This window comes from Paraburkholderia sp. BL17N1, from assembly GCF_003634175.1.
Taxonomy (GTDB): Bacteria; Pseudomonadota; Gammaproteobacteria; order Burkholderiales; family Burkholderiaceae; genus Paraburkholderia.
The window spans coordinates 3,053,873-3,072,852 of the sequence record NZ_RBIW01000001.1; the positions used below are offsets into that span (position 1 = coordinate 3,053,873).

The window sequence follows — 18,980 nt, forward strand, 5'->3', positions numbered from 1 at the left end:
GGCCGGTCGCGCAGTGAGCGCGGTCGGTCATTGCCAGCCACTTTACCCCAAATGTAATATGGATAACGAAGCATAATGAACATGCTTTCCTGGAGGATCGGTGCCCGGCTCGCTGCGGGGTTCGGAATTGTCCTCGTTCTGAACAGTATTGCGGTGTGCATAGGCCTGTCAGGTCTCAATGCGCAGCGGCGCAGCGCCGGATATGCCACTGGGCAGGTCTATGCGGCCCTCGCCGCTGTTCACGCGGACGCGCTGCTCGACCTCGATAGCGCGCGCCTCATCCGCAACCTGATCCTGCGCACTGACGGCCAGTCGATGGCGGGCGACCTGAAAGGACTCGAGGAGGACCGGAAGCGATCCGACGCGCATCTGGCCCAGCTCTCGACCTTGCTCGACACAGGAGAAGGCAAACAGCTTTATGAGCATGTCGTGGCCGCACGCGAGCGCTATGGCCGTTATGTTGGCACAGTGATCCAGCTTGCCATGCAAGGTCGGAAAGCCGAAGCCACCGTGGCGCTTTATGGATCGGATTCAACGTTGCAGGACACCTATCTGTTGGCGCAGCACAGGCTCGCGGCGTACGCCGAGTCACAGATGTCGGCGCCGCGCGCCAGGATAGATGCGGCCTACCGGCAAGCGCTGCTGTGGCTGGTCGTGTGTGGGCTCGGCGCGCTGCTTTTCGGTATGGGTCTGGCATGGGCTGTTACCCGTTCGATCGTGCGCCCACTGTCTGACGCGGTTCGTGTATCCGAGGCGATCGGTTCGGGCCACCTTACCAGTGCCATTGAAACGCCGCACGACGACGAGCCGGCGCAGGTCATCAAAGCGCTGGGGCGCATGAATCTGAACCTGGCGCAAATGGTGGGATCGGTGCGCGATGGCTCCGATCAGATAGCCATTGCGTCGAGAGAAATCGCGGCGGGCAATCAGGACCTGTCGGCGCGCACTGAACAGCAGGCTGCGTCGCTGGAAGAGACGGCTGCCAGCATGACGCAGCTCACGCAGACGGTGAGGCAGAACGCCGACAACGCGAGACATGCCGACCACCTTGCCTCTAACGCGAGCGATCTCGCGCACGCCGGCGACGAGGCGGTCGAGCGCATGCTTGAATCCATCGGCAGGATCAGCGCGAGCTCGGGCAGGATTTCGCAGATTACCGGCGTTATCGAGGACATTGCGTTCCAGACGAACATACTGGCGCTGAACGCAGCCGTCGAGGCGGCGCGCGCCGGCGATCAGGGACGCGGCTTTGCTGTGGTGGCCAGCGAGGTGCGCGGCCTGGCGCAACGTTCGGCGTCTGCAGCCCGCGAAATCAAGGATCTCATCGGTTCATCCGTCGCGACGGTCCGCGGCGGCGCGCAAGAGGCTGCGCAGGTAAGTCAGACGATGGCCCGCGTGAAGCAGGCTATCGGCGACGTTTCCACCATCGTTGGCGAGATCATGACGGCCTCGGATGAGCGGAGCCGCGGTATCGAAGGAATCTGTCGGGCCTTGACGAGCATGGACGAGATAACGCAACGCAATGCGTCGCTCGTTGAGCAGGGGGCTGCAGCGGCAAGCGCGCTGGAAGAGCAGGCGAGCCGGCTAAGCGCCAGCGTGGCGGTATTCAGGCTGGCCGCGCGGCCGCTGCGCGAGGGGCGGGGCCAGGTCGGGATCCGGAACGGTCCATCCACCGCACCGCTCGGGGCCTGAGCGAGGCGTCATCGGCTGAAGCCGCTCCGAGGTTCTAGCGCAGACCAAACAGCCGGGTTCTTACCGAGCGCAGATGTTCACGCATCAACTGCTCGGCCAGCGCCGGGTTGTGCGTCCGGATCGCATCGACCAGTTGCCGGTGTTCGCTATCGGTATCGTGTCGAGGTCCCGTCTGGGACGTAAATACTTCTTCCATGCGCGTGTCCAGATTAAGACGCACCTGCAACCGCATCGTGTCGTACAGCATGAGCAGCAGGGCATTATGCGTCGATTCCGCAATGATCCGATGCAGGTGCTCGTCCAGGCGCTTCCACGGTATGAATGGCGCTGTATCCGCCATGTCGGCCAGGCACTGGTCCATCGCCGCGAGGTCGGCGGCCGTGGCGTGGACTGCCGCCTGCGCGGCCAGTTGGGGTTCCAGAACGAGCCGGGCGTCCATGATGTCGTCGACGCTGATCGAGGATGACCAGGTCTCGTCGTCGGGCTTCACATGTCTGGGGCCGACGAACGTGCCCTTGCCGACGTGTCGCCAGATGAGTCCCTCGTCTTCCAGCCTTTTAAGCACCGTACGCAGCCGCCCCCGCGAGACACCGAGCGTCTCGCTAAGCTTGGGTTCTGGTGGCAGACGCAGGTCTGCGCTGCCGGCCACGTGGCCCTCGATGTACTCGCGTAGTCGCAGCACATCCTGATCGATCATGTTCGCTTGTTCGGACATATTCCTTGACCTCCAGCGCCGGGAGGCTCTCCTTCCCGATTATGGCATCCGCTTGTAAAGACGAACCGCACAGGCCGTGCGCCCACAGTCCCGTTCGTGGGAATCGGGCAGCACCGCGCCGGTCACGGTTAATTGATGCGCGATCGAACCATCAATGCGTGGTCATTATGCACGATTCCGCCATTGGATTCGACCGTTACGCCCCATCGATATGGTTTTGAAATGCATCAATAATAAAAAAGATACGCTTCAATGCTTGCATTGATGACGTCTGGCGGTTAGCATTCAGTTCAATAAGAACGGTCCCAAGGGTGGGATTGGAGACACTGCATGTTGAACATCCTGTTGCCATTGCTATGGACTTCGTTGCCGAAGGCCGCCGTCATCGAACCGGGTACGGCGTCGGCGCGCGCGCCGTGGACGTTCGAGCCGGCACATACCCACATCAGCTTTTCGGTCCGTCATCTGGGGCTTACGCGCACGCCCGGAATCTTCAGGCGTTTTGATGCGCACCTGGCGTTCGACGACCAGCGTATCGAGGCCTCGAGCGTGTCGTTTGAAATCGACGCCGCGTCGATCGGCACGGCCTTCGACATGCGCGACGAACACCTGCGCGGCGCCGACTGGCTGGATGCGCAGACACATCCGAAGATCATCTTCGGGTCCCGCGCCGTGCGGCGGGCAGAGGAGCGCCAGTATGTGATCGACGGGGATCTCACCATTCGCGGCATCACGCTGCCGGCCACCTTCGATGCGTCGCTGATCGATCGCGCAGTGAACCCCTGGACGCTGGGTCCGGTGGTCGCGTTCGAGGCGACGGCCAGCATCAGTCGCAGTGCTTACGGGATGGATGCGATCCCTCATGCACTGGCGGACAACGTCCGTCTGAAGATCGCGGCGGAAGTGACCCGCCAGGCCTGATCTGGCGTGCCTCACGGGCGCTTGTAAAAGCACGCATCAATTCCGTATCCCAACAACCATGTCCGCCTTATCGTTCTCGAGTCCTTCGCCTGCTGACCACACAGGCCGTGCGACTGGCCGAGCCCTTCAAGTCACTCCCTGTTTCCGCCCATGACCACTTCTCCGTTTGCCCCCGTGTTTGTCTCCAGCGAGGCCGCCAGCACCGTCTTTGTCTGGAAAGATGCCATCCGCGCGCTCCAGACGGCGTACGCCCGTCCCATCCCGCCCAAAAGCACTCCGCCGCGCACTGTCGCAGTCGCGGGCAAGACGTGGCTGCGTACGCTGCCGGCCGTGCCCGTGGGCAGCCGTTACTACGGCGCCAAGGTCATGGGCATGGCGATGGGTTCGAAGGCACCGGGTGTGGAATATGTGATCGTGCTGTTCGATCAGGAAACCAGCCGCATCGCGGCGTTTGTCGACGGCAATCTGGTGACAGGCTTTCGCACGGCCGCCACATCGGCAGCCGCCCTCGACCGGCTGGCACCCGCGAAAGCGGCCCGCCTGGCCGTACTGGGCAGCGGCCTCGAAGCGTCGATGCACACGCGGGCCATTGCCAGCGTGCGGGATCTGACGGAGGTCATCGTGTTCAGTCCGACGCCCGAGCGCCGGGCCGCGTTTGCGGACGCCGTGACGCGCGACCTGGGCGTTCCCGCCCGCGGTGTTGCGTCCGCGCAGGAAGCGGTGGAGGCAGCCGATCTCGTGCTTGCGGCGGCCCGCTCCCGGGATGAGCAGCCGATTCTTTTCGGCGACTGGCTCAAACCCGGTGCGACTGTCGTGTCAATCGGTTCGACGATTCCCGAGCAGCGTGAGATCGACGTCTCGGTGGTTGCCCGAAGCGACATCATCGTCTGCGACATGCTGGAGGAAGTACTGGAGGAGACGGGTGACATGCTCGCTGCTCACAGGGCTGGCGTCTCGTTCCACGACAAATCATTCAGCCTGGCCGATCTGATGACGGGTGCGCTCGACGAGCGCCTGAAGGACACCAGGGCCCGGATGTACAAGTCCGTCGGAGGAGGTCTGCAGGACATCGTGGTGGCCGAGCTGATCCTCAACAAGGCGATCGAGGCTGGTCTGGCCACGACGCTACCGATCGAATTCGAAACCAAGCGCTAATGCGCGCGACGTTGAACATCAACGCAGACTAAAGGAGCATTGCATGGCTCGCTATATCAAAAAGGAAGCCCGCGAATGGGCGCGTGAACATCTTGTTGGCGTCGCCAACGTGACCATTCCGACCATGACGTCGGACTTCAGGCGTATTAACGAAAAAGCAGTCCGCCACGACGTCGAACTGGCTATCAGGCACGGCTTCGTCGGCTCCCTCTCATGCTCGGAAGTGGCCATCACGCAGGAGCAGTATGGCGAGTTCTGCGGCATCATGGCCGACCAGGCCGCGGGCCGCCTCGTGATCGTGCATCACGCGGTGTTTAATACACTCGAGGACAACATCGAGGCGATCAGGCGGGCAGAAGCGGGCGGTGCCGACCTGGTGTTACTCGGCTATCCGCCGTACTTCTACCCGAAGTCCTACGACGAGGTGTTCGAGTACACCAGGGCGATCTGCGAGTCGACGAATCTCGGCGTGATGGTATTCCCGCTGCCGGCGTGGGGCTTCTCCCGCCTGCATCCTGCCGACATCCCGCTGCCGGTACTGCGCCGGATGGTTGATGAGATCCCCAACGTCGTCGCGATCAAGGCCGAGGGCGGTCTGCCCTACATCATGTCGGCGATCGAGGTGCACCGCGAATTCCACAAGGAAGTCGTCATCTCCTCCCCGCTGGAATACGAATACGTGCCGCTGGCGCAGGTCATGGACATCCCCTTTTGCGGCACCAACTATTCGGCCTACTACGGCCCGCTGCTGCCGCAGATCCACAAGCTGATCCGCGCAGGCGAATACGATCAGGCGACGCAGCTCTGGTACAAGATGGATCCCGCACGCAAGGCCTTCGCGAGCCTGCCCATCGCGGCCAACGGGCTGCTCAACCGCATGCTGTGGAAGTACCAGGCATGGCTGCAGGGCTATAACGGCGGTCCCATGCCGCATCCTACCCAACGTGTATACCAGCGCGACATGACTGTCCTGCGCAAAGGCCTGGAAGCAGCAGGCCTGAACCCGACCAGCGATCCCGACGAAGCCTTCTTTGTCGGCCGTAACCCGGTGTGAGGCCGACTGACATGAGTGAACTCATCACGCTTCCCCTGAAGGACCCGAGCCTGCTGCGTCAGGCGATGCTGATCGATGGCGAATGGGTACAGGCTGATAGCGGCAACACACTGGAAGTGCGCAATCCCGCCACGGGCGAACTGGTTGCGCGCGTGCCTGACGGTGGCGCGAACGAGACGCGGCGTGCGATCGCGGCGGCTGAGCGGGCGATGCGGGGCTGGCGCAAGACCTTGCCGAAGGAACGCGCCAGGGTGTTGCGCACCCTGTATGACCTGATGCTGGCACACATTGATGATCTCGCTGTCATCATGACGGCAGAGCAGGGCAAGCCGCTGATCGAATCGCGCGGCGAAATCCTGTACGCCGCAGGCTTCATCGAGTGGTTCTCGGAGGAAGCGAAACGGATCTATGGCGACATCATCCCGCAGAACGTCGACGGCCGTCGAATCCTGGTGCAGAAGGGGCCGATCGGTGTTTTTGCGGCGATCACGCCGTGGAATTTTCCGTCTGCCATGATTACCCGCAAGGCCGGCCCTGGCTGGGCCGTCGGTTGTGCCGGTGTCATCAAGCCGGCGAGCCAGACGCCGCTGTCTGCTCTCGCGCTGGCCGTCCTTGCAGAGCGCGCTGGTCTGCCGTCGGGCGTATGCAACGTCGTCACCGGCTCGGCTCGCGCGATCGGCGGCGAGCTCACCGCCAGTCCGGTGGTGCGCAAGCTGTCGTTCACGGGTTCGACCGAGGTCGGGGCGCAGCTGCTGGCGCAGTGCGCACCCACCATCAAGAAGACCAGCATGGAACTGGGTGGCAACGCGCCGCTCATCGTATTCGACGACGCCGATCTCGACGCTGCTGTAAAGGGTGCGCTCGCCGCGAAGTACCGCAATGCAGGCCAGGCATGCGTCGCGGCCAATCGCATACTGGTGCAGTCGGGCGTCTACGATGCTTTCGCAAGGAAACTGGCCGACGCATCCGCCGCGCTCAAGGTTGGCAATGGCATGGAGGCGGGCGTGGTGCAGGGGCCGCTAATCAACGAGTATGCCGTTCAGAAGGTGGAAGAGCATATCTCCGATGCGCTGTCCAGAGGTGCCCGTGTGCTCACGGGTGGCAAGCGCCACGCACTGGGAGGATTCTTCTTCGAGCCCACTGTGCTGGCCGACGTTCCCGTGGACGCCCTGATCTTCCATGAAGAGACGTTCGGTCCGATAGCGCCGCTGTTCCGGTTCGAGACGGAAGAAGAGGCGATTGCGCTCGCCAACGACACGCCGTTCGGTCTGGCATCCTACGTGTTCGCACGTGATGTGGGCCGGATCTTCCGTGTGGTCGATCAGCTTGAATTTGGCATGGTGGGCGTCAATGAGGGGTTGATCTCGACCGAGGTTGCGCCGTTCGGCGGTGTCAAGGCGTCCGGACTGGGTCGCGAGGGATCCCGGTATGGTGTCGACGACTACCTCGAGATCAAATACGTGGCGTTGGGAGGGCTCTGAGCGAAACGTCAGGCGCAACGCGGGACGCCGCGTGTGATGACCGGTCCCGAGGACCGGACCGGTCAGCCCCGCTACCCATCGGTCGGCGAGCCCGCGGCGAACAGGTGTCCTTCCAACTGGCAGGTAATTAAGGCACGATGTGTCTTATAATTCCGTGATACCGTTCGGGACACCCCTCAACACGGCTGTCCAGCATCCCAGAAGGGAAGTGGGAGCAATTGCCGGCCGACCTTCCGTTACGCCAATGAAGACAAAAGCTCAGCTTCCCGTTCCCGCCCCCGCCGCCGAGCGAGGCGTCGGCAGGCCGCGCAGTGAGGAAACCCGTACTCAGATTCTTGCTGCGACGGTTCGGCTGCTCCGCACCAGCACCATACAGTCCATCACCATCGAAGCAATTGCCCGGGAGGCGGGCGTTGGAAAGGCGACAATCTACCGCTGGTGGGATTCAAAGGCGCTCGTCGTGATCGATGCTTTCGTGGAGCATCACATAGTCAAAACCCCGATGCCGCACAACCTGCCGCCAGGTGAAGCCATTGCGGTGCATCTGATGGCGCTGGTTCGCGAATATGCGGGATGGTCTGGCCGGATCGTCGCACAGATTATTGCCGAGGGGCAGGCCGATCCGGCCGTTCTGCGCGAATTCCGCGAGCGGTTCCACTATGGGCGTCGGGCGCTTGTACGGGAAATGCTCGAGGCCTGGCGGAGCACGGCGCGCATTCCCGTCCCCCCCAACATTGAGACCCTGAGTGAACTGTTGTATGCGCCGGTCTATATGCGTCTGATGGTCGGAAACGGGCCACTCGACGATCATTTCGCGCGGGAACATATCAGCTACGTCTACAACCTGCTGGGTGTCGAGGTGCCTGACGTGCTGAAAGCCGGCGAACGGCCGAAAAAGCAGAAAGCACCCACGAGAAAGACGGCAGTTGCCGCACGTTGAGCCGTGGCGGTGCGTCCCCCCGATCGCCAGGCAGGCAGTGACGTTCCGAGAAAATAAGCGCCAGTCCGCCCGGCCATATCAGTCGGGCGGCGGCAAATCATGCGGCGGCGAGCAGCCTCGCGATCCTGCAGGTCGAAAACGAGAGATTGAGGTGGAGCGGGAGGATGAAGAACGTTGATCAGCTCCCGGTGGGTGGTCCTGGTGATGTGCTGGCTGAGAATTGGCTCATCCGTCGCTTCGTTGAAGTGGACCGGGCAATTTCTCGATCCACTGATCAACAGCTGAATTCGCTGGTTGGAATTTCGTCTACGCAGGCTAAAGCCATCGCATGTCTGGCTCATCAACCATGCCTGACGCAGGCCCAGCTCGCACATCGATTGAATTACGACGTGGGGGCAATGTCGAGGCTCATATCCCATCTTGTCGCAGCGGGGATTGCAACGAAGAGTCGGCAACCTCAAGACCGCCGGTCATGGAGCATCTCGCTGACCGGGCGGGGTGCGGACATGTTGGCGGACATTGCGGCTATCCTTAAAGCAATCGACGACAGGTCGACCGGTGCCTTGACCAACGACGAAGAATATTTTCTCGTGGCTTTGCTCAAGCGCCTGCTCGTCAACGCCGCGCCCCACATGGAGAGGGTCACAAAATCCGCCTGACGCGGGCTTCGGTGATGCATGCGCTTTCCGTCGCACTGTTCGCGTCACTGATCGTGCCGCACCGAGAACACCAGCGCGAGAGTCAGAGGATACCGAAGTCACGCTATTCGACTTTCATGATCGCGGGATCGGTCTTCAACTGAGCGATGTAGCGACCGTTGCGTTCTGGCTTGAAGTTGCTGATCAGGAGGCGCTGGCAACGTTGCGGCACGCGTTTCTGCAGGGCTACTATACCGAGCCAGAGTCGTCGCGTGCGCGAGCTAACCGCTGGTTCGAACTGGCGCGGCAGATCCGCGTGACAGAATGGCTGATTGACTCTGTGCTCTTTCGGATCGTATGTGGAAGACGCAAGGCATGGCTATGTGCGATACAACCGGCGGTCCGAAGGCGCCGGGACCCTGCTGAGCCGATAGTCGCCAGATGCAGGGCGGAGATTCGCGCTCGCATGATGCCAGTAACCGTATCGGGAATCTGAACGCTTTTGCGACGAACGTGATTGGGTAGCCTGAACAACGGACTACCCACCCTCATAAGCGGGCGGCCTGAACCTTCACCGGTTGGCCACCCTCGATAAGCGCAAAGCTGCTTCGGTAATTGCGCGAGATCCGGTTAGTGGGCTGCCTCCGCGGCGGGGGTGTGCACGGACTGGGTGCGGCGGCCCGCTTGCCAGAAACAGACAACGCTGATCGTCGCTGCGACGAGGATGGCCCAGCCGATGCTTTCGTATCCGAAATGTCGAGCCACTGCGCCGCCCAGAATGGGGCCAATTGCGGATCCCGTCATCGCCATGACGGGGGTCGCCGCCACCGCTCTTGTTGACGGATCGTTTCGCGCGAGGAAGGCAAACACGAACGTGTGAGTGAAGATTATGACCGTCGGGAAGATGACTCCCGCAACGGCGTATGGCGCAAAGTACGTCGAACGGGTCAGTGCAAAGCCTAGCGCACCCTGTAGCACCGGACCGGCAACCATGACCGCGCGGGCCGACACCTTGCGTTCGAGGAGCGCGGCCAGCAGTCCCGGCAACATATTCACCATCCCCATGACGAGCAGTACGTTCATAACCTGCCCCACGCTGAATCCGCGTGCGAGACCGATGGGTTCAAGGAAGCTGAGCATCATCGAATGACTCAGGGTGAGCAGACCTGTTCCCACCATCGCAAACCAGACGCCATGAGACAGGCGTTCCCGCTGACGTGGCACGCCGTCACGCGATGCCAATGTCGGGCGATCTGGAAAGCCAAGCAGCCCAAAGAGTGCGGCAGTGAGCATAATGGCGCCAAGGACAAGAAATACAACCTGGCCACCCAGCGCGGACACCATTCGCGGCACACCTCCCAGAAATCCCAGTGACAGGATGCTGAGCGCGGTGAATCCGATGGCGATCAGGCGATGTGGATTCGGGCTTGCGCCGATGGCTGAATGCGTGAGGGAAAGGGCGCATCCGACCGCGAGTCCACCGACGATGTGCAACCCGATCAGTACGGTGTAGTCCCGTGTCAGTGCCATGCAGAAAAACGCAACCGCCGCAAGTGCGAATCCCGCAGGCGCTGCAATCGTCCCGCGGATACGGTCTATCCGCGAAGAGATGAACAGGCTGCTTACCACCGCCGCTCCGAGGAATGAAGTGGCCAGCGCACCGGCACTTTGTGGATCCAGTCCATAGTATCGGATCAGGACGATACCTACCCATACGGGGAGTGCGACGACATCAATCATGCCGGCACAGTGACCCAGCACAAGCGACGTCCGGCCTTTCGGTCCGCCAATAGATCTGTTCATCGTGTCTCCATGGGGCAACGCCCGCCATTTATATACGAAACGGTGTGTCTCGATTTGGCACATGATAGCTGCGTGTTCCGTTACGGATATTGGGTCAAACCCGTGGACCCGAAGCATGTCGCTGAACGCTGCTGAGGCGAATGCATCTTCCGCTATCGTAGCCTCCGCTACGTCTGTTTTCGTGCGAAAGCTTGTCCGCAATATCCTGAGCCGGCGATTTGCCCGGATCCGGTTCGCCCGATGCGGATCTGGATTCCAGAATGGCAGACAGTAGGTAAATTAGAATACGGAGTGTATTATAATTGAACGCTCCGTTTTGAATATGTATCGCTGAGTGGCATTGCAACGTAAAGTCGTGATGACGTTGTTCACTATCCAACTCTCCTGCCAATGAAAACAGATATTCAGGGTTCCGCCGCGCTGGTCGTCCCAAGAGGGGTCGGTCGGCCCCGCAGCGAGGGAACACGCACCCAGATTCTCGCGGCGACCGTACGCCTGCTTGAAACCCGCACGGTCCAGTCGATTTCGATCGAAGCGATCGCGAGGGAGGCTGGTGTGGGAAAGGCGACCATCTATCGCTGGTGGAACTCGAAGGCGCTCGTCGTGATAGATGCCTTCATGGAGCACCACATAGTCAAAACCCCGATGCCGCGCAATCTGCCTCCTGGGAAGGCTATCGCATCGCATCTGGTGTCGCTGATTCACGAATACGCGGGATGGTCAGGGCGGATCGTTGCGCAGATCATCGCCGAAGGTCAGGCCGATCCTGCCGTGCTCAGGAAATTCCGCGAACGGTTCCACTACGGCCGCCGGGCGCTTGTTCGGGAAATGCTGGAAGAGTGGCGCGTTGCCGAGCCCATACGTGCCCCGGAGAATGTGGAGACGTTGGCCGAGCTCCTGTACGCGCCCGTTTACATGCGGTTGCTGGCGGGCAGTGGACCGCTCGACGACCGGTTCGCGCAGGACCACATCAATTACATCTATACGCTGCTAGGTGTCGAGCCGCCGAGCATAGCGGAACTCGACGTAGTGAAGCGGAGCGCTCCCGCGGAAAAGACAGCTGCCACGCGCTGAGCGGGAGGGCACTTCCGACCGGGCCTGTGCCCGGTGCGGATTGGGTCCGTTCCGGCTAGAAATTCACCTGGTCAGCACCCTTCAGGTTCAGTATCTCCCTCGCTTCATCTGGCGAGGCGATCTCAATGCCCAGTTCGTCGAGAATCCGGTGGATCTTGCGAACCTGATCGGCGTTGCTCTGTGCGAGCTGCCCGCGTCCGATGTAAAGGCTATCCTCGAGACCGACACGGACATTACCGCCCATCAGGCTTGCCATGGTCGCCATCGGCATCTGGTGTTTGCCAGCAGCTAGTACGGACCAGTGGTAGTCATTGCCGAACAGCCGGTCGGCGGTACGCTTCTGGTGCAGCAGATCCTCGACGTGTGCGCCCATCCCGCCGCGCAGTCCGAATACCGTTTGCACGAACAGCGGAGCCTTGACAAGCCCCTTCTCCAGGAAGTACTGAAGTGTGTAGAGGTGGCTGACGTCGTAGCATTCGAATTCAAACCGCGTGCCGCCGGCCTTGCCGACGTGCTCCAGAATCCATTCGATATCGTCGTAGGTGTTGCGGAAGATCAGCCCGCGCGTGCCTTCCAGAAAGGGCTCTTCCCAGTCATATTTCCACTCACGCCTGCGCTCGGCCATCTCTGCCAGGACCAGGTTGAGGGATCCCATATTCAGCGAGCACATCTCCGGCTTGAGCGCACGTCCTGCCGCCGCGCGGTCCTCGATCGACATGTGCGGCCCGCCGCCGCCCGTCGAGATGTTGATGATTGCGTTGCTCGCCGACTTGATGGCGGTCACGAAGCGCCTGAAGATGTCGGGGTCGCCCGAGGGACGACCATCCTCGGGATGACGGGCGTGCAGATGAATGATCGCCGCACCCGCCTCGGCTGCGGCGATCGACTCGGCCGCGATTTCCTCTGGCGTGACGGGAAGGAACTGTGACATCGAGGGGGTATGGGCGCCGCCTGTTACGGCGCACGTAATGATCGCTTTGCTCACAGCGGCTCTCCTTCGGCGAGGTCAAGCAGTACGAATGCCATGCGGCACAGCTTGCCGGAGCGGTTCGCCCAGCTGTGATTGGTTGCGCGCTGGATCAGTACGTCGCCGACGCGCATGAGCGTTTCGCCTTCGTCCAGCAGCGCCCAGATTTCTCCCTCAAGGACAAAGGCATAGTCGAGCGATTGTGTCTTGTGGAACCAGAAATGCCGGGGGTTGCTCCTGTCGCGGACGCCATTCGCGTCGAGAAACTGTTTCAGCTGGGATTCATCGTAGGTTTCATCGGGCGGAAAATCGACAATGCGCAGCAGCGATCCGCCTCGCGAATGGAACTCGAACGCGTGACCGGCCGGCGCGGGTTCTGCGCCGGGCGCGCGGGCTTCACCCGTTGCCCACAGCACATGGGCGACGGGCAGGCCGGGGCGGGCCGTCCTGTTCGGTGCTGGCTGGTCAGACAGAAAATACGACTTTCCATCCGAATTGGTGTCCGTGATGATCCGTCTCACCGGCCGATAGCCATCAGGCTGCGCATGCTGCACATTGTCCGTGTCTGCCGTCGTTTCCATTTTTTCTCCATTAACGAGTCGATTCGTTTCGTATTGAATCGTTAACCACGGCGATGACCCTGTCAATAGGGACAATCATCGCGGATGCAGGCGCGTCGCACAAAATCCTGGCTTGACAAAACAGAACGATCCGTTCTGTAATTGAAAAGGGCTGACTCAGACAGGATGACACCATGGACAAACAGACGATCCGGGTGATGTGGTTCGTACCGCCACTGCTTGCGATGGTCGCTGCTCAGGAGCGGCACTCCGTGGTGACGCAGGCAATCCGCAACCGCTCGTCCGACGAGCAGTTCAGTGGGCTTGTGGGGGGTGAAGTCGATGCTGTGGTGACGTCGATGGACAACATTATTGGATGGAACCGGAGGGTGGGGCCTCAGGACTTCCGCGTTGTCGCACAGATTGAGCGGACCACCCCGTTAATACTCGTTGCGCGCGCCGGCCGGTCGCACATGAGCTCGCTTCGCGGCGCCGATATCCTCGTCGACGCACCCGATAACGGCTTTGTCACGGCGCTACGGGTAATGCTCGACGATGCGGGTATCGGCCGTGACGAATATCGTCTCGTGCCGGCGGGAGGGGTGCAGGAGCGCCTGGATGCACTGCTGGCCGGGCAGGGCGTTGCCACTCTTCTGGGACCTCCATTCGACACGATGGCTGTCAAGGCGGGTTTTGTCCGGAATGCCAGCGTCCAGGAACACTATCCCGACTTCCCTGGCCAGGGGATCGTCATGCGTAGGGGAAGCCGCGCGCGTGCGTTGGTGGGTGCCTGGCTGGAGGACCTGGAGCGGGCGCGACAGGTGGTCCAGGAGCGTCCCGCCCTGGCCCGGCAGGCGGTTCTTTCCGCTGGTCTGCCCGTTGCTGCCGCCGACGGGATGATCGCGCTGAACCCACAGTCGTTGCGGCCGACATCCGAAGGTGTGGCGCTTCTCGTTGCACATCGTCGGGTACTTGGTCTGGCAGGCGCGGACAGTGATTACCCGGCAATCGTTGACGATTCGCTGGTCCAGAAACCTATCGGAGAAAAGGCGTGAAGCCATATTCACTTGGGACATTTTCTGCGCGCGACGGTGTGCGTTTCACTGGTCTCGTCATGAACGATCGGGTCGCGTCTCTTGCGAAGCTCGCAGCGAAGCATGGCGACAGCATGCTTGCGGGCGCAACGACGGTGCTCGCGCTGCTCGAGAACTGGGGCGCGAGCCAGCAGGCGCTGGCGCGCCTCGCGGCCGAGGTTTCCCCCGAGCGGAGCGAATGGCAAGACGTGGCCGACCTCCGCACGCATCCGGCCATCGATCTGCCCCGCCAGATCTTCTGCACCGGCGCCAACTACCGCAAGCATGTGGTCGACCTCACGGTCGATTCGAAAGTCGGCCCCGAAGGGATGGATGAAGCGCAGTTGCGGCAATGGGCAGAAAACATGCTCGACGAACGAGTGGCGCACGGCGAGCCGTATGCGTTCACCAAACCGGTCTCGGCAGTCTCCGGCGCATTCGATCCGCTGGTGCTGCCCGACACGACGACTCAGCCGGACTGGGAACTCGAACTGGCCGTGGTGATCGGCCGCGGCGGTTATCGGATCTCACGCGACGACGCGCTGGATCACGTGGCGGGGTACACCATCGTCAATGACATATCCGCTCGCGACCTGATTCCACGAACGGACTACAAAATGCTCGGCACCGACTGGCTGCGCTCGAAAGGCCAGCCAGGATTTCTGCCGCTCGGTCCGTACTTTGTGCCGGGTGCGTTCGTGCCGGATCCGCATCGCTTGAAGATGCGGCTCACTGTGTCGGGCCGCGTCATGCAGGATGAAACGACGGCCGACATGCTGTTCGGCATCGAGCGGCAGATCGAATATATCTCGCGCTACACGAGGCTGTTGCCTGGCGACATCATCTGTACGGGATCGCCGGCCGGCAACGGCACGCACTACAACCGCTTTTTGCGCGAAGGCGACGTGATGGAGGCGGAGATCGAAGGTCTGGGCCGTCAACGGCAGGTTTGCACGAGGGGCGGTAATGATTGAAGGATTTTCGACGACGGGTAGTTCGATCAACGCTGACAATCCGGACCGCGCCTTTATCGAGCAGGCTCTCGCCGCCGGAAGGCGCAACGTCGCGCTCGAGATGAACCCGGCATTGATATGGCTTGGCGCTTTGTTACTGGGAGGGGAGAAAGGCGCGCTGTCGGTCGGGTTCACCGCGCCTCGAGAGTCGATTCAGGGCAATGGCGTCGTGTCTGGCGGCGCGCTCACATCGATGCTCGATCATGCGATGGCGCTTGCGTTGCTCTCCCGACTTCAGAGCGGCCGCACGTGCGCGACCATCAGTCTGACCGTCAACATGCTCGAACCGGGCCATATCGGCAAATTCACCGTCGAGGCACGTGTTAAGCGGCTAGGCGGCCGCATCGCGTTCCTCGATGCGGACCTTTACGACGGCGCCACCAGGACGCGTTGCGTGGCCAATGCGACGGCCTCGTTCGCCATCTTCGATGTGCGCGGCTAGGCACACGCTCTCGCGCCTCGCGCGGGGATGAACGAGAGGTAGGACGCGTTCAAGGTTGTGCACAGGACTTGAATAATGTCACTGGGAGATACCCCTACCTTCCGGTTCGTTGACAAAACGATACGTTCAGTTTCATTATGAGCGTCATTCTGTTCTTACAGTGGAGAAGCAAATGAAACTTGGGCGATTCGTGGTCGAAGGTCTGGACGGGCCGGTACAGCGCATCTGCGCAGTGCAGCCGGAGCAGGGCCGCGTCATCGATCTGCGCGCGGCCGAAGCGCTGCGCCTGCAGGCGCAAGGCGCAACCCGCGAGGCCGCGCTGCGTTATGCGTCGATCGTATTTCCGCAAAGCATGTCCGCCGCCATCGCCCTCGGGCAGCGTTTTCTCGACACCGCGACGGAGGCGATAGCAAAGTATGGCGACGACGCGTCCCTCGCAATCGACGGCCTGCGCTGGGGCGCCGCCTGCGATCCGTCCGTCGTGCGCGACGGGCTGACCTTTACGAAGCACATTCGCCAGTTCCATGAGCGGATGAACATCAGCCCGACGCCGGCACTGCTCGAAGTGCCCGGCTATTTCAAGGGCTCGCCGTGGACCGTGATTGGACACGAGGCGGAAGTGCCTTGGCCTGCCCGCTCCGAGCGGCTCGACTACGAGCTGGAGCTCGGCTGGGTAGTCGGCCGGCAGGCGCATAACATCACTCCCGATGTCGCCCGCTCATACCTCTTCGGCGTGACGATCTTCAACGACTTCAGCGCCCGCGATCTGCAGGGCAGTGAGTTTGCGATTGGCATGGGACCCACCAAGAGCAAGGACTTCGCGTACGGCATCGGGCCGTGGATTACCACTATCGACGAGTTTCCGCGGCTCGACAACATTCGCATGTCTGTGCGCGTTAACGGCGAGACGTGGGGCGAGGGCGACACGTCGGAAATGCTTTGGACGCCGGAAGAACTGATTGCGTACGTATCGCTAGGCGATCACGCGCAGCCCGGCGACGTGATCGGATCGGGAACGATGGGCAACGGCTCGGCGCTGGAGCTTGGGCGAAGCGTCAAGCCTGGTGACGTCATCGAGCTCGACGTATCGGGCATCGGTGTGCTGCGCAATCGCATCGCCCAGCATCCTCAAAAAACGTGGTGGCCCGAGCGGCGCGCACCTTTCATGTAAGCCGCTCGCGCGGAGCGCAGGAGTTTGCGGCGTAGGCATAGAATCGGCTGGACATGCATCGACTGGCGCAGGTTCAGCGGTTTCAGCGATGGTCAAATCGATCATATCCACCGCTGAAATAAAAAATAGGAGACAGGGAATGAAAGCCAGACGCGTGCTCATCGTGGGCACCGGAATCGGTGGCGCCACGGCGGCGATTACACTCGCCCGGCAGGGGCTCGACGTTCACTGCATCGATATCAAGCCCGAGCGGCCCGCAACAGGCGCCGGCATCTGTCTGCTTCACAACACGATGCGGGCGCTATCGACGATTGGCCTCGCCGACGCCTGTCGGGAAAGCGGCATGCCGTTCGCGGTATTCAAGGAGTTCGACGACTCGGGCCGTCTGCTGCACGCGCACCCCGCGCCTCCGAGTTGCGGCATCCGCAGGCCGGAGCTTGCCCGCATCCTCGAAACGGCCGCGCAGGAAAGTGGTGCGGTGCTTGAAAAGGGGATGACGGTGCAGGATCTGACGGACCGCGGCGAGTACGTTGACGTGCGGCTCTCCGATGGCCGCGAGGTTTCGTATGACCTCGTCGTCGCCGCGGATGGCGTCTATTCAGGCCTGCGAAAGCGCGTGTTCGGTACGGATTACGAACCGCGCTTCGCCGGCCAGAGTGTGTGGCGCTTCAATGCACCGCGTCCTGCGGAGGCGGACGGGTTCTGTCTCTATCGGGCCCCGTCCGGCAAGGTCTTGGGCATTTTTCCGACCTCGCGGGAAAGCTGCTATATGTTCTACCTGGAAAGCAGCCGGGAGCCAATGCGCATTGCCGAAGACCGCTCGCATGTGCTGATTCGCGATCGTCTAGCGGAGTTCGAGGCCCCAGTCATACGCAATGCGCTCGACCTGATCACCGAGCCCTCGCAGGTGATTTTCCGGCCTCTCGACATCACGCTGGTGCCGACCTCGTGGCACCGGGGGCGTGTCGTGCTGTTGGGCGATGCCGCGCACGCGCCGACGCCACAAATGACCTCGGGCGCCGGCATGGCGGTGGAGGATGCCATCGTGCTCGCGGAATGTTTTGCCGGCAGCGATTCCGTGAATGAGGCGCTGGCGGATTATGACACACGGCGGTTCTACAGGGTAAAAAGAATCTACGACGCCTCGCTGCAGTTATGCGTGAACGAACAGCAGGATGCGGCCGGCAGGAAGGACCGCTCGGCTGCGCTGTTGCTCGAGACTTATCAGTATTTGGGCGAACCTATCTGATTGCACGACGGCAGGAGCGTTGCCTGCATTTCGTTTCGGACTGAGCGAGACCGCTTCACCAACTGGACAACTACGATGAAAATCCTCGGACCTGACACACTGGTCTTCGGTGTCGAAGACCTCGACGGCTGCACGCAGTTTCTTGTCGATTACGGACTGACGCCGCGAGGCGACGGTCACTTCGAAGCTCTGGACGGCACGGGTGTCGTCATTCGCGCGAAGGACGACCCGCGCCTGCCGGCATGGCCATTTCCCACCGCTAACCAGTTACGCAAGACTGTTTACGGCGTAGCGGATCAAGCGGCGCTGGATGAAATCGCGAGCGAACTGCATAAGGACCGCGAGGTGAAACTGTTAGCCGACGGCTCGCTCGAATCCGTCGACGACACCGGTTTCGTGCTCGGCTTTCAGGTGACGGTACGACGCGGACCCGCGCTTCCCGCCGAGCAGATCAACGCGCCCGGGGACGCGCGGCGCGGCGTGAACGTCACCGGATCGGTCACTGGTCAGTGCGAAGCGCCGCCGCGTCCGAGGACGTTGTCGCATGTCGTCTATTTCGTTCCGGACACGGAGAAGGCCGAAGCATTCTATGTGAACCGGCTTAAATTCCGGCTGAGCGACAAGTTTATCGGCATGGGCCCGTTCCTGCGGCCCGCCGGTACGCTCGATCACCACACGCTGTTCCTTATCCAGACACCGCCTTTCATGCAAGGCTGCGAACATTTCACGTTCCACCTGGGCGGCCCGACTGAGGTATTGCGTGCGGGCAGCGCGTTTGCCGCTAAAGGCTACGAATCGTACTGGGGACCGGGCCGCCACCAGTTCGGTTCGAACTGGTTCTGGTACTTCAACTCGCCGTTTGGATGCCACGTCGAATACGATGCCGACATGGATCTGCACGACGACTCCTGGGTGCCGCGCGTTGCCCCCGCCCATGCCGATCTCGCGCAGGAGTTCCTGCTGCAATGGCGCGAGAAATGGGCGCCGGGCGGGCCGCCGCCGCCGCCGCCCTCAGGGAAACATGAGGCGTGA

At 61.7% G+C, this 18,980-nt stretch carries 18 protein-coding genes; 14 read left to right on the forward strand and 4 right to left on the reverse strand.

Annotated elements, in window-relative coordinates; all coding sequences use genetic code 11:
- Positions 1-75: 75 nt before the first annotated feature.
- Positions 76-1,692 carry a methyl-accepting chemotaxis protein gene (locus B0G82_RS13775; RefSeq protein WP_121307645.1) on the forward strand — a complete coding sequence of 539 codons (1,617 nt, stop codon included), beginning with the start codon at positions 76-78 and terminating at the stop codon, positions 1,690-1,692.
- Positions 1,693-1,726: 34 nt separating this feature from the next.
- On the opposite strand, the gene B0G82_RS13780 is transcribed toward B0G82_RS13775, so the two are convergent.
- Positions 1,727-2,407 (reverse strand): FCD domain-containing protein, encoded by a 681-nt coding sequence (locus B0G82_RS13780; RefSeq protein ID WP_121307646.1) that lies wholly within the window; start codon positions 2,405-2,407, stop codon positions 1,727-1,729.
- 330 nt (positions 2,408-2,737) lie between these two features.
- On the opposite strand from B0G82_RS13780, the gene B0G82_RS13785 reads away from it, so the two are divergent.
- From B0G82_RS13785 to B0G82_RS13810, 6 genes are all read left to right on the forward strand, one after another.
- Positions 2,738-3,328 (forward strand): YceI family protein, encoded by a 591-nt coding sequence (locus tag B0G82_RS13785; RefSeq protein WP_121307647.1) that lies wholly within the window; start codon positions 2,738-2,740, stop codon positions 3,326-3,328.
- A 150-nt stretch (positions 3,329-3,478) separates the two neighbouring features.
- Positions 3,479-4,483 carry an ornithine cyclodeaminase family protein gene (locus B0G82_RS13790; RefSeq protein ID WP_121307648.1) on the forward strand — a complete coding sequence of 335 codons (1,005 nt, stop codon included), beginning with the start codon at positions 3,479-3,481 and terminating at the stop codon, positions 4,481-4,483.
- A 43-nt stretch (positions 4,484-4,526) separates the two neighbouring features.
- On the forward strand, positions 4,527-5,537 hold the full coding sequence (locus tag B0G82_RS13795) for a dihydrodipicolinate synthase family protein (protein WP_121307649.1): 1,011 nt from the start codon (positions 4,527-4,529) through the stop codon (positions 5,535-5,537).
- Positions 5,538-5,548: 11 nt separating this feature from the next.
- Positions 5,549-7,018, forward strand: a complete 1,470-nt coding sequence (locus B0G82_RS13800) for an NAD-dependent succinate-semialdehyde dehydrogenase (protein WP_121307650.1) — start codon at positions 5,549-5,551, stop codon at positions 7,016-7,018.
- Positions 7,019-7,262: 244 nt separating this feature from the next.
- Complete coding sequence (locus tag B0G82_RS13805) at positions 7,263-7,958, forward strand: TetR/AcrR family transcriptional regulator (protein WP_121307651.1); 696 nt, start codon at positions 7,263-7,265, stop codon at positions 7,956-7,958.
- 164 nt (positions 7,959-8,122) lie between these two features.
- Positions 8,123-8,617, forward strand: a complete 495-nt coding sequence (locus B0G82_RS13810; RefSeq protein ID WP_121307652.1) for a MarR family winged helix-turn-helix transcriptional regulator — start codon at positions 8,123-8,125, stop codon at positions 8,615-8,617.
- A gap of 609 nt (positions 8,618-9,226) precedes the next feature.
- On the opposite strand, the gene B0G82_RS13815 is transcribed toward B0G82_RS13810, so the two are convergent.
- A complete protein-coding gene (locus B0G82_RS13815) occupies positions 9,227-10,399 on the reverse strand; it encodes an MFS transporter (protein WP_121307653.1) in 1,173 nt (390 codons plus the stop codon).
- A gap of 390 nt (positions 10,400-10,789) precedes the next feature.
- On the opposite strand from B0G82_RS13815, the gene B0G82_RS13820 reads away from it, so the two are divergent.
- Positions 10,790-11,473 carry a TetR/AcrR family transcriptional regulator gene (locus B0G82_RS13820; RefSeq protein WP_121307654.1) on the forward strand — a complete coding sequence of 228 codons (684 nt, stop codon included), beginning with the start codon at positions 10,790-10,792 and terminating at the stop codon, positions 11,471-11,473.
- 55 nt (positions 11,474-11,528) lie between these two features.
- Here the strand turns inward: B0G82_RS13820 and B0G82_RS13825 are convergent, their stop codons facing one another.
- Positions 11,529-12,458, reverse strand: a complete 930-nt coding sequence (locus B0G82_RS13825) for a 3-keto-5-aminohexanoate cleavage protein (protein ID WP_121307655.1) — start codon at positions 12,456-12,458, stop codon at positions 11,529-11,531.
- Complete coding sequence (locus B0G82_RS13830) at positions 12,455-13,021, reverse strand: cupin domain-containing protein (RefSeq protein ID WP_121307656.1); 567 nt, start codon at positions 13,019-13,021, stop codon at positions 12,455-12,457. The genes B0G82_RS13825 and B0G82_RS13830 overlap by 4 nt, the downstream gene beginning before the upstream one ends.
- Positions 13,022-13,194: 173 nt before the next feature.
- Here B0G82_RS13830 and B0G82_RS13835 point away from each other — a divergent pair, with 173 nt between their 5' ends.
- The 6 genes from B0G82_RS13835 to B0G82_RS13860 all read left to right on the forward strand — a co-directional run bounded on the left by B0G82_RS13835 (position 13,195) and on the right by B0G82_RS13860 (position 18,980).
- Positions 13,195-14,055: an ABC transporter substrate-binding protein gene (locus B0G82_RS13835; RefSeq protein ID WP_121307657.1), complete on the forward strand. Its 861-nt coding sequence runs from the start codon at positions 13,195-13,197 to the stop codon at positions 14,053-14,055.
- Entirely contained in the window at positions 14,052-15,047 is a 996-nt protein-coding gene (locus tag B0G82_RS13840; protein WP_199730083.1) for a fumarylacetoacetate hydrolase family protein, read from the forward strand. Before B0G82_RS13835 ends, B0G82_RS13840 begins: the two co-directional genes overlap by 4 nt.
- Positions 15,040-15,528, forward strand: a complete 489-nt coding sequence (locus B0G82_RS13845; RefSeq protein WP_121307658.1) for a PaaI family thioesterase — start codon at positions 15,040-15,042, stop codon at positions 15,526-15,528. The genes B0G82_RS13840 and B0G82_RS13845 overlap by 8 nt, the downstream gene beginning before the upstream one ends.
- A 172-nt stretch (positions 15,529-15,700) precedes the next feature.
- Complete coding sequence (locus B0G82_RS13850) at positions 15,701-16,699, forward strand: fumarylacetoacetate hydrolase family protein (RefSeq protein WP_241974543.1); 999 nt, start codon at positions 15,701-15,703, stop codon at positions 16,697-16,699.
- A gap of 139 nt (positions 16,700-16,838) precedes the next feature.
- Positions 16,839-17,948: an FAD-dependent monooxygenase gene (locus tag B0G82_RS13855; protein WP_121307659.1), complete on the forward strand. Its 1,110-nt coding sequence runs from the start codon at positions 16,839-16,841 to the stop codon at positions 17,946-17,948.
- A gap of 75 nt (positions 17,949-18,023) precedes the next feature.
- Positions 18,024-18,980 (forward strand): VOC family protein, encoded by a 957-nt coding sequence (locus B0G82_RS13860; protein WP_116142020.1) that lies wholly within the window; start codon positions 18,024-18,026, stop codon positions 18,978-18,980.

What these genes read in the sequence shown, in the direction of transcription:
- B0G82_RS13785 (WP_121307647.1), top strand. Translation starts at nt 2,738, where the DNA reads ATGTTGAACATCCTGTTGCCATTGCTATGGACTTCGTTGCCGAAGGCC.
- B0G82_RS13800 (WP_121307650.1), top strand. Translation starts at nt 5,549, where the DNA reads ATGAGTGAACTCATCACGCTTCCCCTGAAGGACCCGAGCCTGCTGCGT.
- B0G82_RS13795 (WP_121307649.1), top strand. Translation starts at nt 4,527, where the DNA reads ATGGCTCGCTATATCAAAAAGGAAGCCCGCGAATGGGCGCGTGAACAT.
- B0G82_RS13775 (WP_121307645.1), top strand. Translation starts at nt 76, where the DNA reads ATGAACATGCTTTCCTGGAGGATCGGTGCCCGGCTCGCTGCGGGGTTC.
- B0G82_RS13845 (WP_121307658.1), top strand. Translation starts at nt 15,040, where the DNA reads ATGATTGAAGGATTTTCGACGACGGGTAGTTCGATCAACGCTGACAAT.
- B0G82_RS13850 (WP_241974543.1), top strand. Translation starts at nt 15,701, where the DNA reads ATGAAACTTGGGCGATTCGTGGTCGAAGGTCTGGACGGGCCGGTACAG.
- B0G82_RS13860 (WP_116142020.1), top strand. Translation starts at nt 18,024, where the DNA reads ATGAAAATCCTCGGACCTGACACACTGGTCTTCGGTGTCGAAGACCTC.
- B0G82_RS13815 (WP_121307653.1), bottom strand. Translation starts at nt 10,399, where the DNA reads ATGAACAGATCTATTGGCGGACCGAAAGGCCGGACGTCGCTTGTGCTG.
- B0G82_RS13830 (WP_121307656.1), bottom strand. Translation starts at nt 13,021, where the DNA reads ATGGAAACGACGGCAGACACGGACAATGTGCAGCATGCGCAGCCTGAT.
- B0G82_RS13835 (WP_121307657.1), top strand. Translation starts at nt 13,195, where the DNA reads ATGGACAAACAGACGATCCGGGTGATGTGGTTCGTACCGCCACTGCTT.
- B0G82_RS13810 (WP_121307652.1), top strand. Translation starts at nt 8,123, where the DNA reads ATGAAGAACGTTGATCAGCTCCCGGTGGGTGGTCCTGGTGATGTGCTG.
- B0G82_RS13855 (WP_121307659.1), top strand. Translation starts at nt 16,839, where the DNA reads ATGAAAGCCAGACGCGTGCTCATCGTGGGCACCGGAATCGGTGGCGCC.
- B0G82_RS13820 (WP_121307654.1), top strand. Translation starts at nt 10,790, where the DNA reads ATGAAAACAGATATTCAGGGTTCCGCCGCGCTGGTCGTCCCAAGAGGG.
- B0G82_RS13790 (WP_121307648.1), top strand. Translation starts at nt 3,479, where the DNA reads ATGACCACTTCTCCGTTTGCCCCCGTGTTTGTCTCCAGCGAGGCCGCC.
- B0G82_RS13805 (WP_121307651.1), top strand. Translation starts at nt 7,263, where the DNA reads ATGAAGACAAAAGCTCAGCTTCCCGTTCCCGCCCCCGCCGCCGAGCGA.
- B0G82_RS13780 (WP_121307646.1), bottom strand. Translation starts at nt 2,407, where the DNA reads ATGTCCGAACAAGCGAACATGATCGATCAGGATGTGCTGCGACTACGC.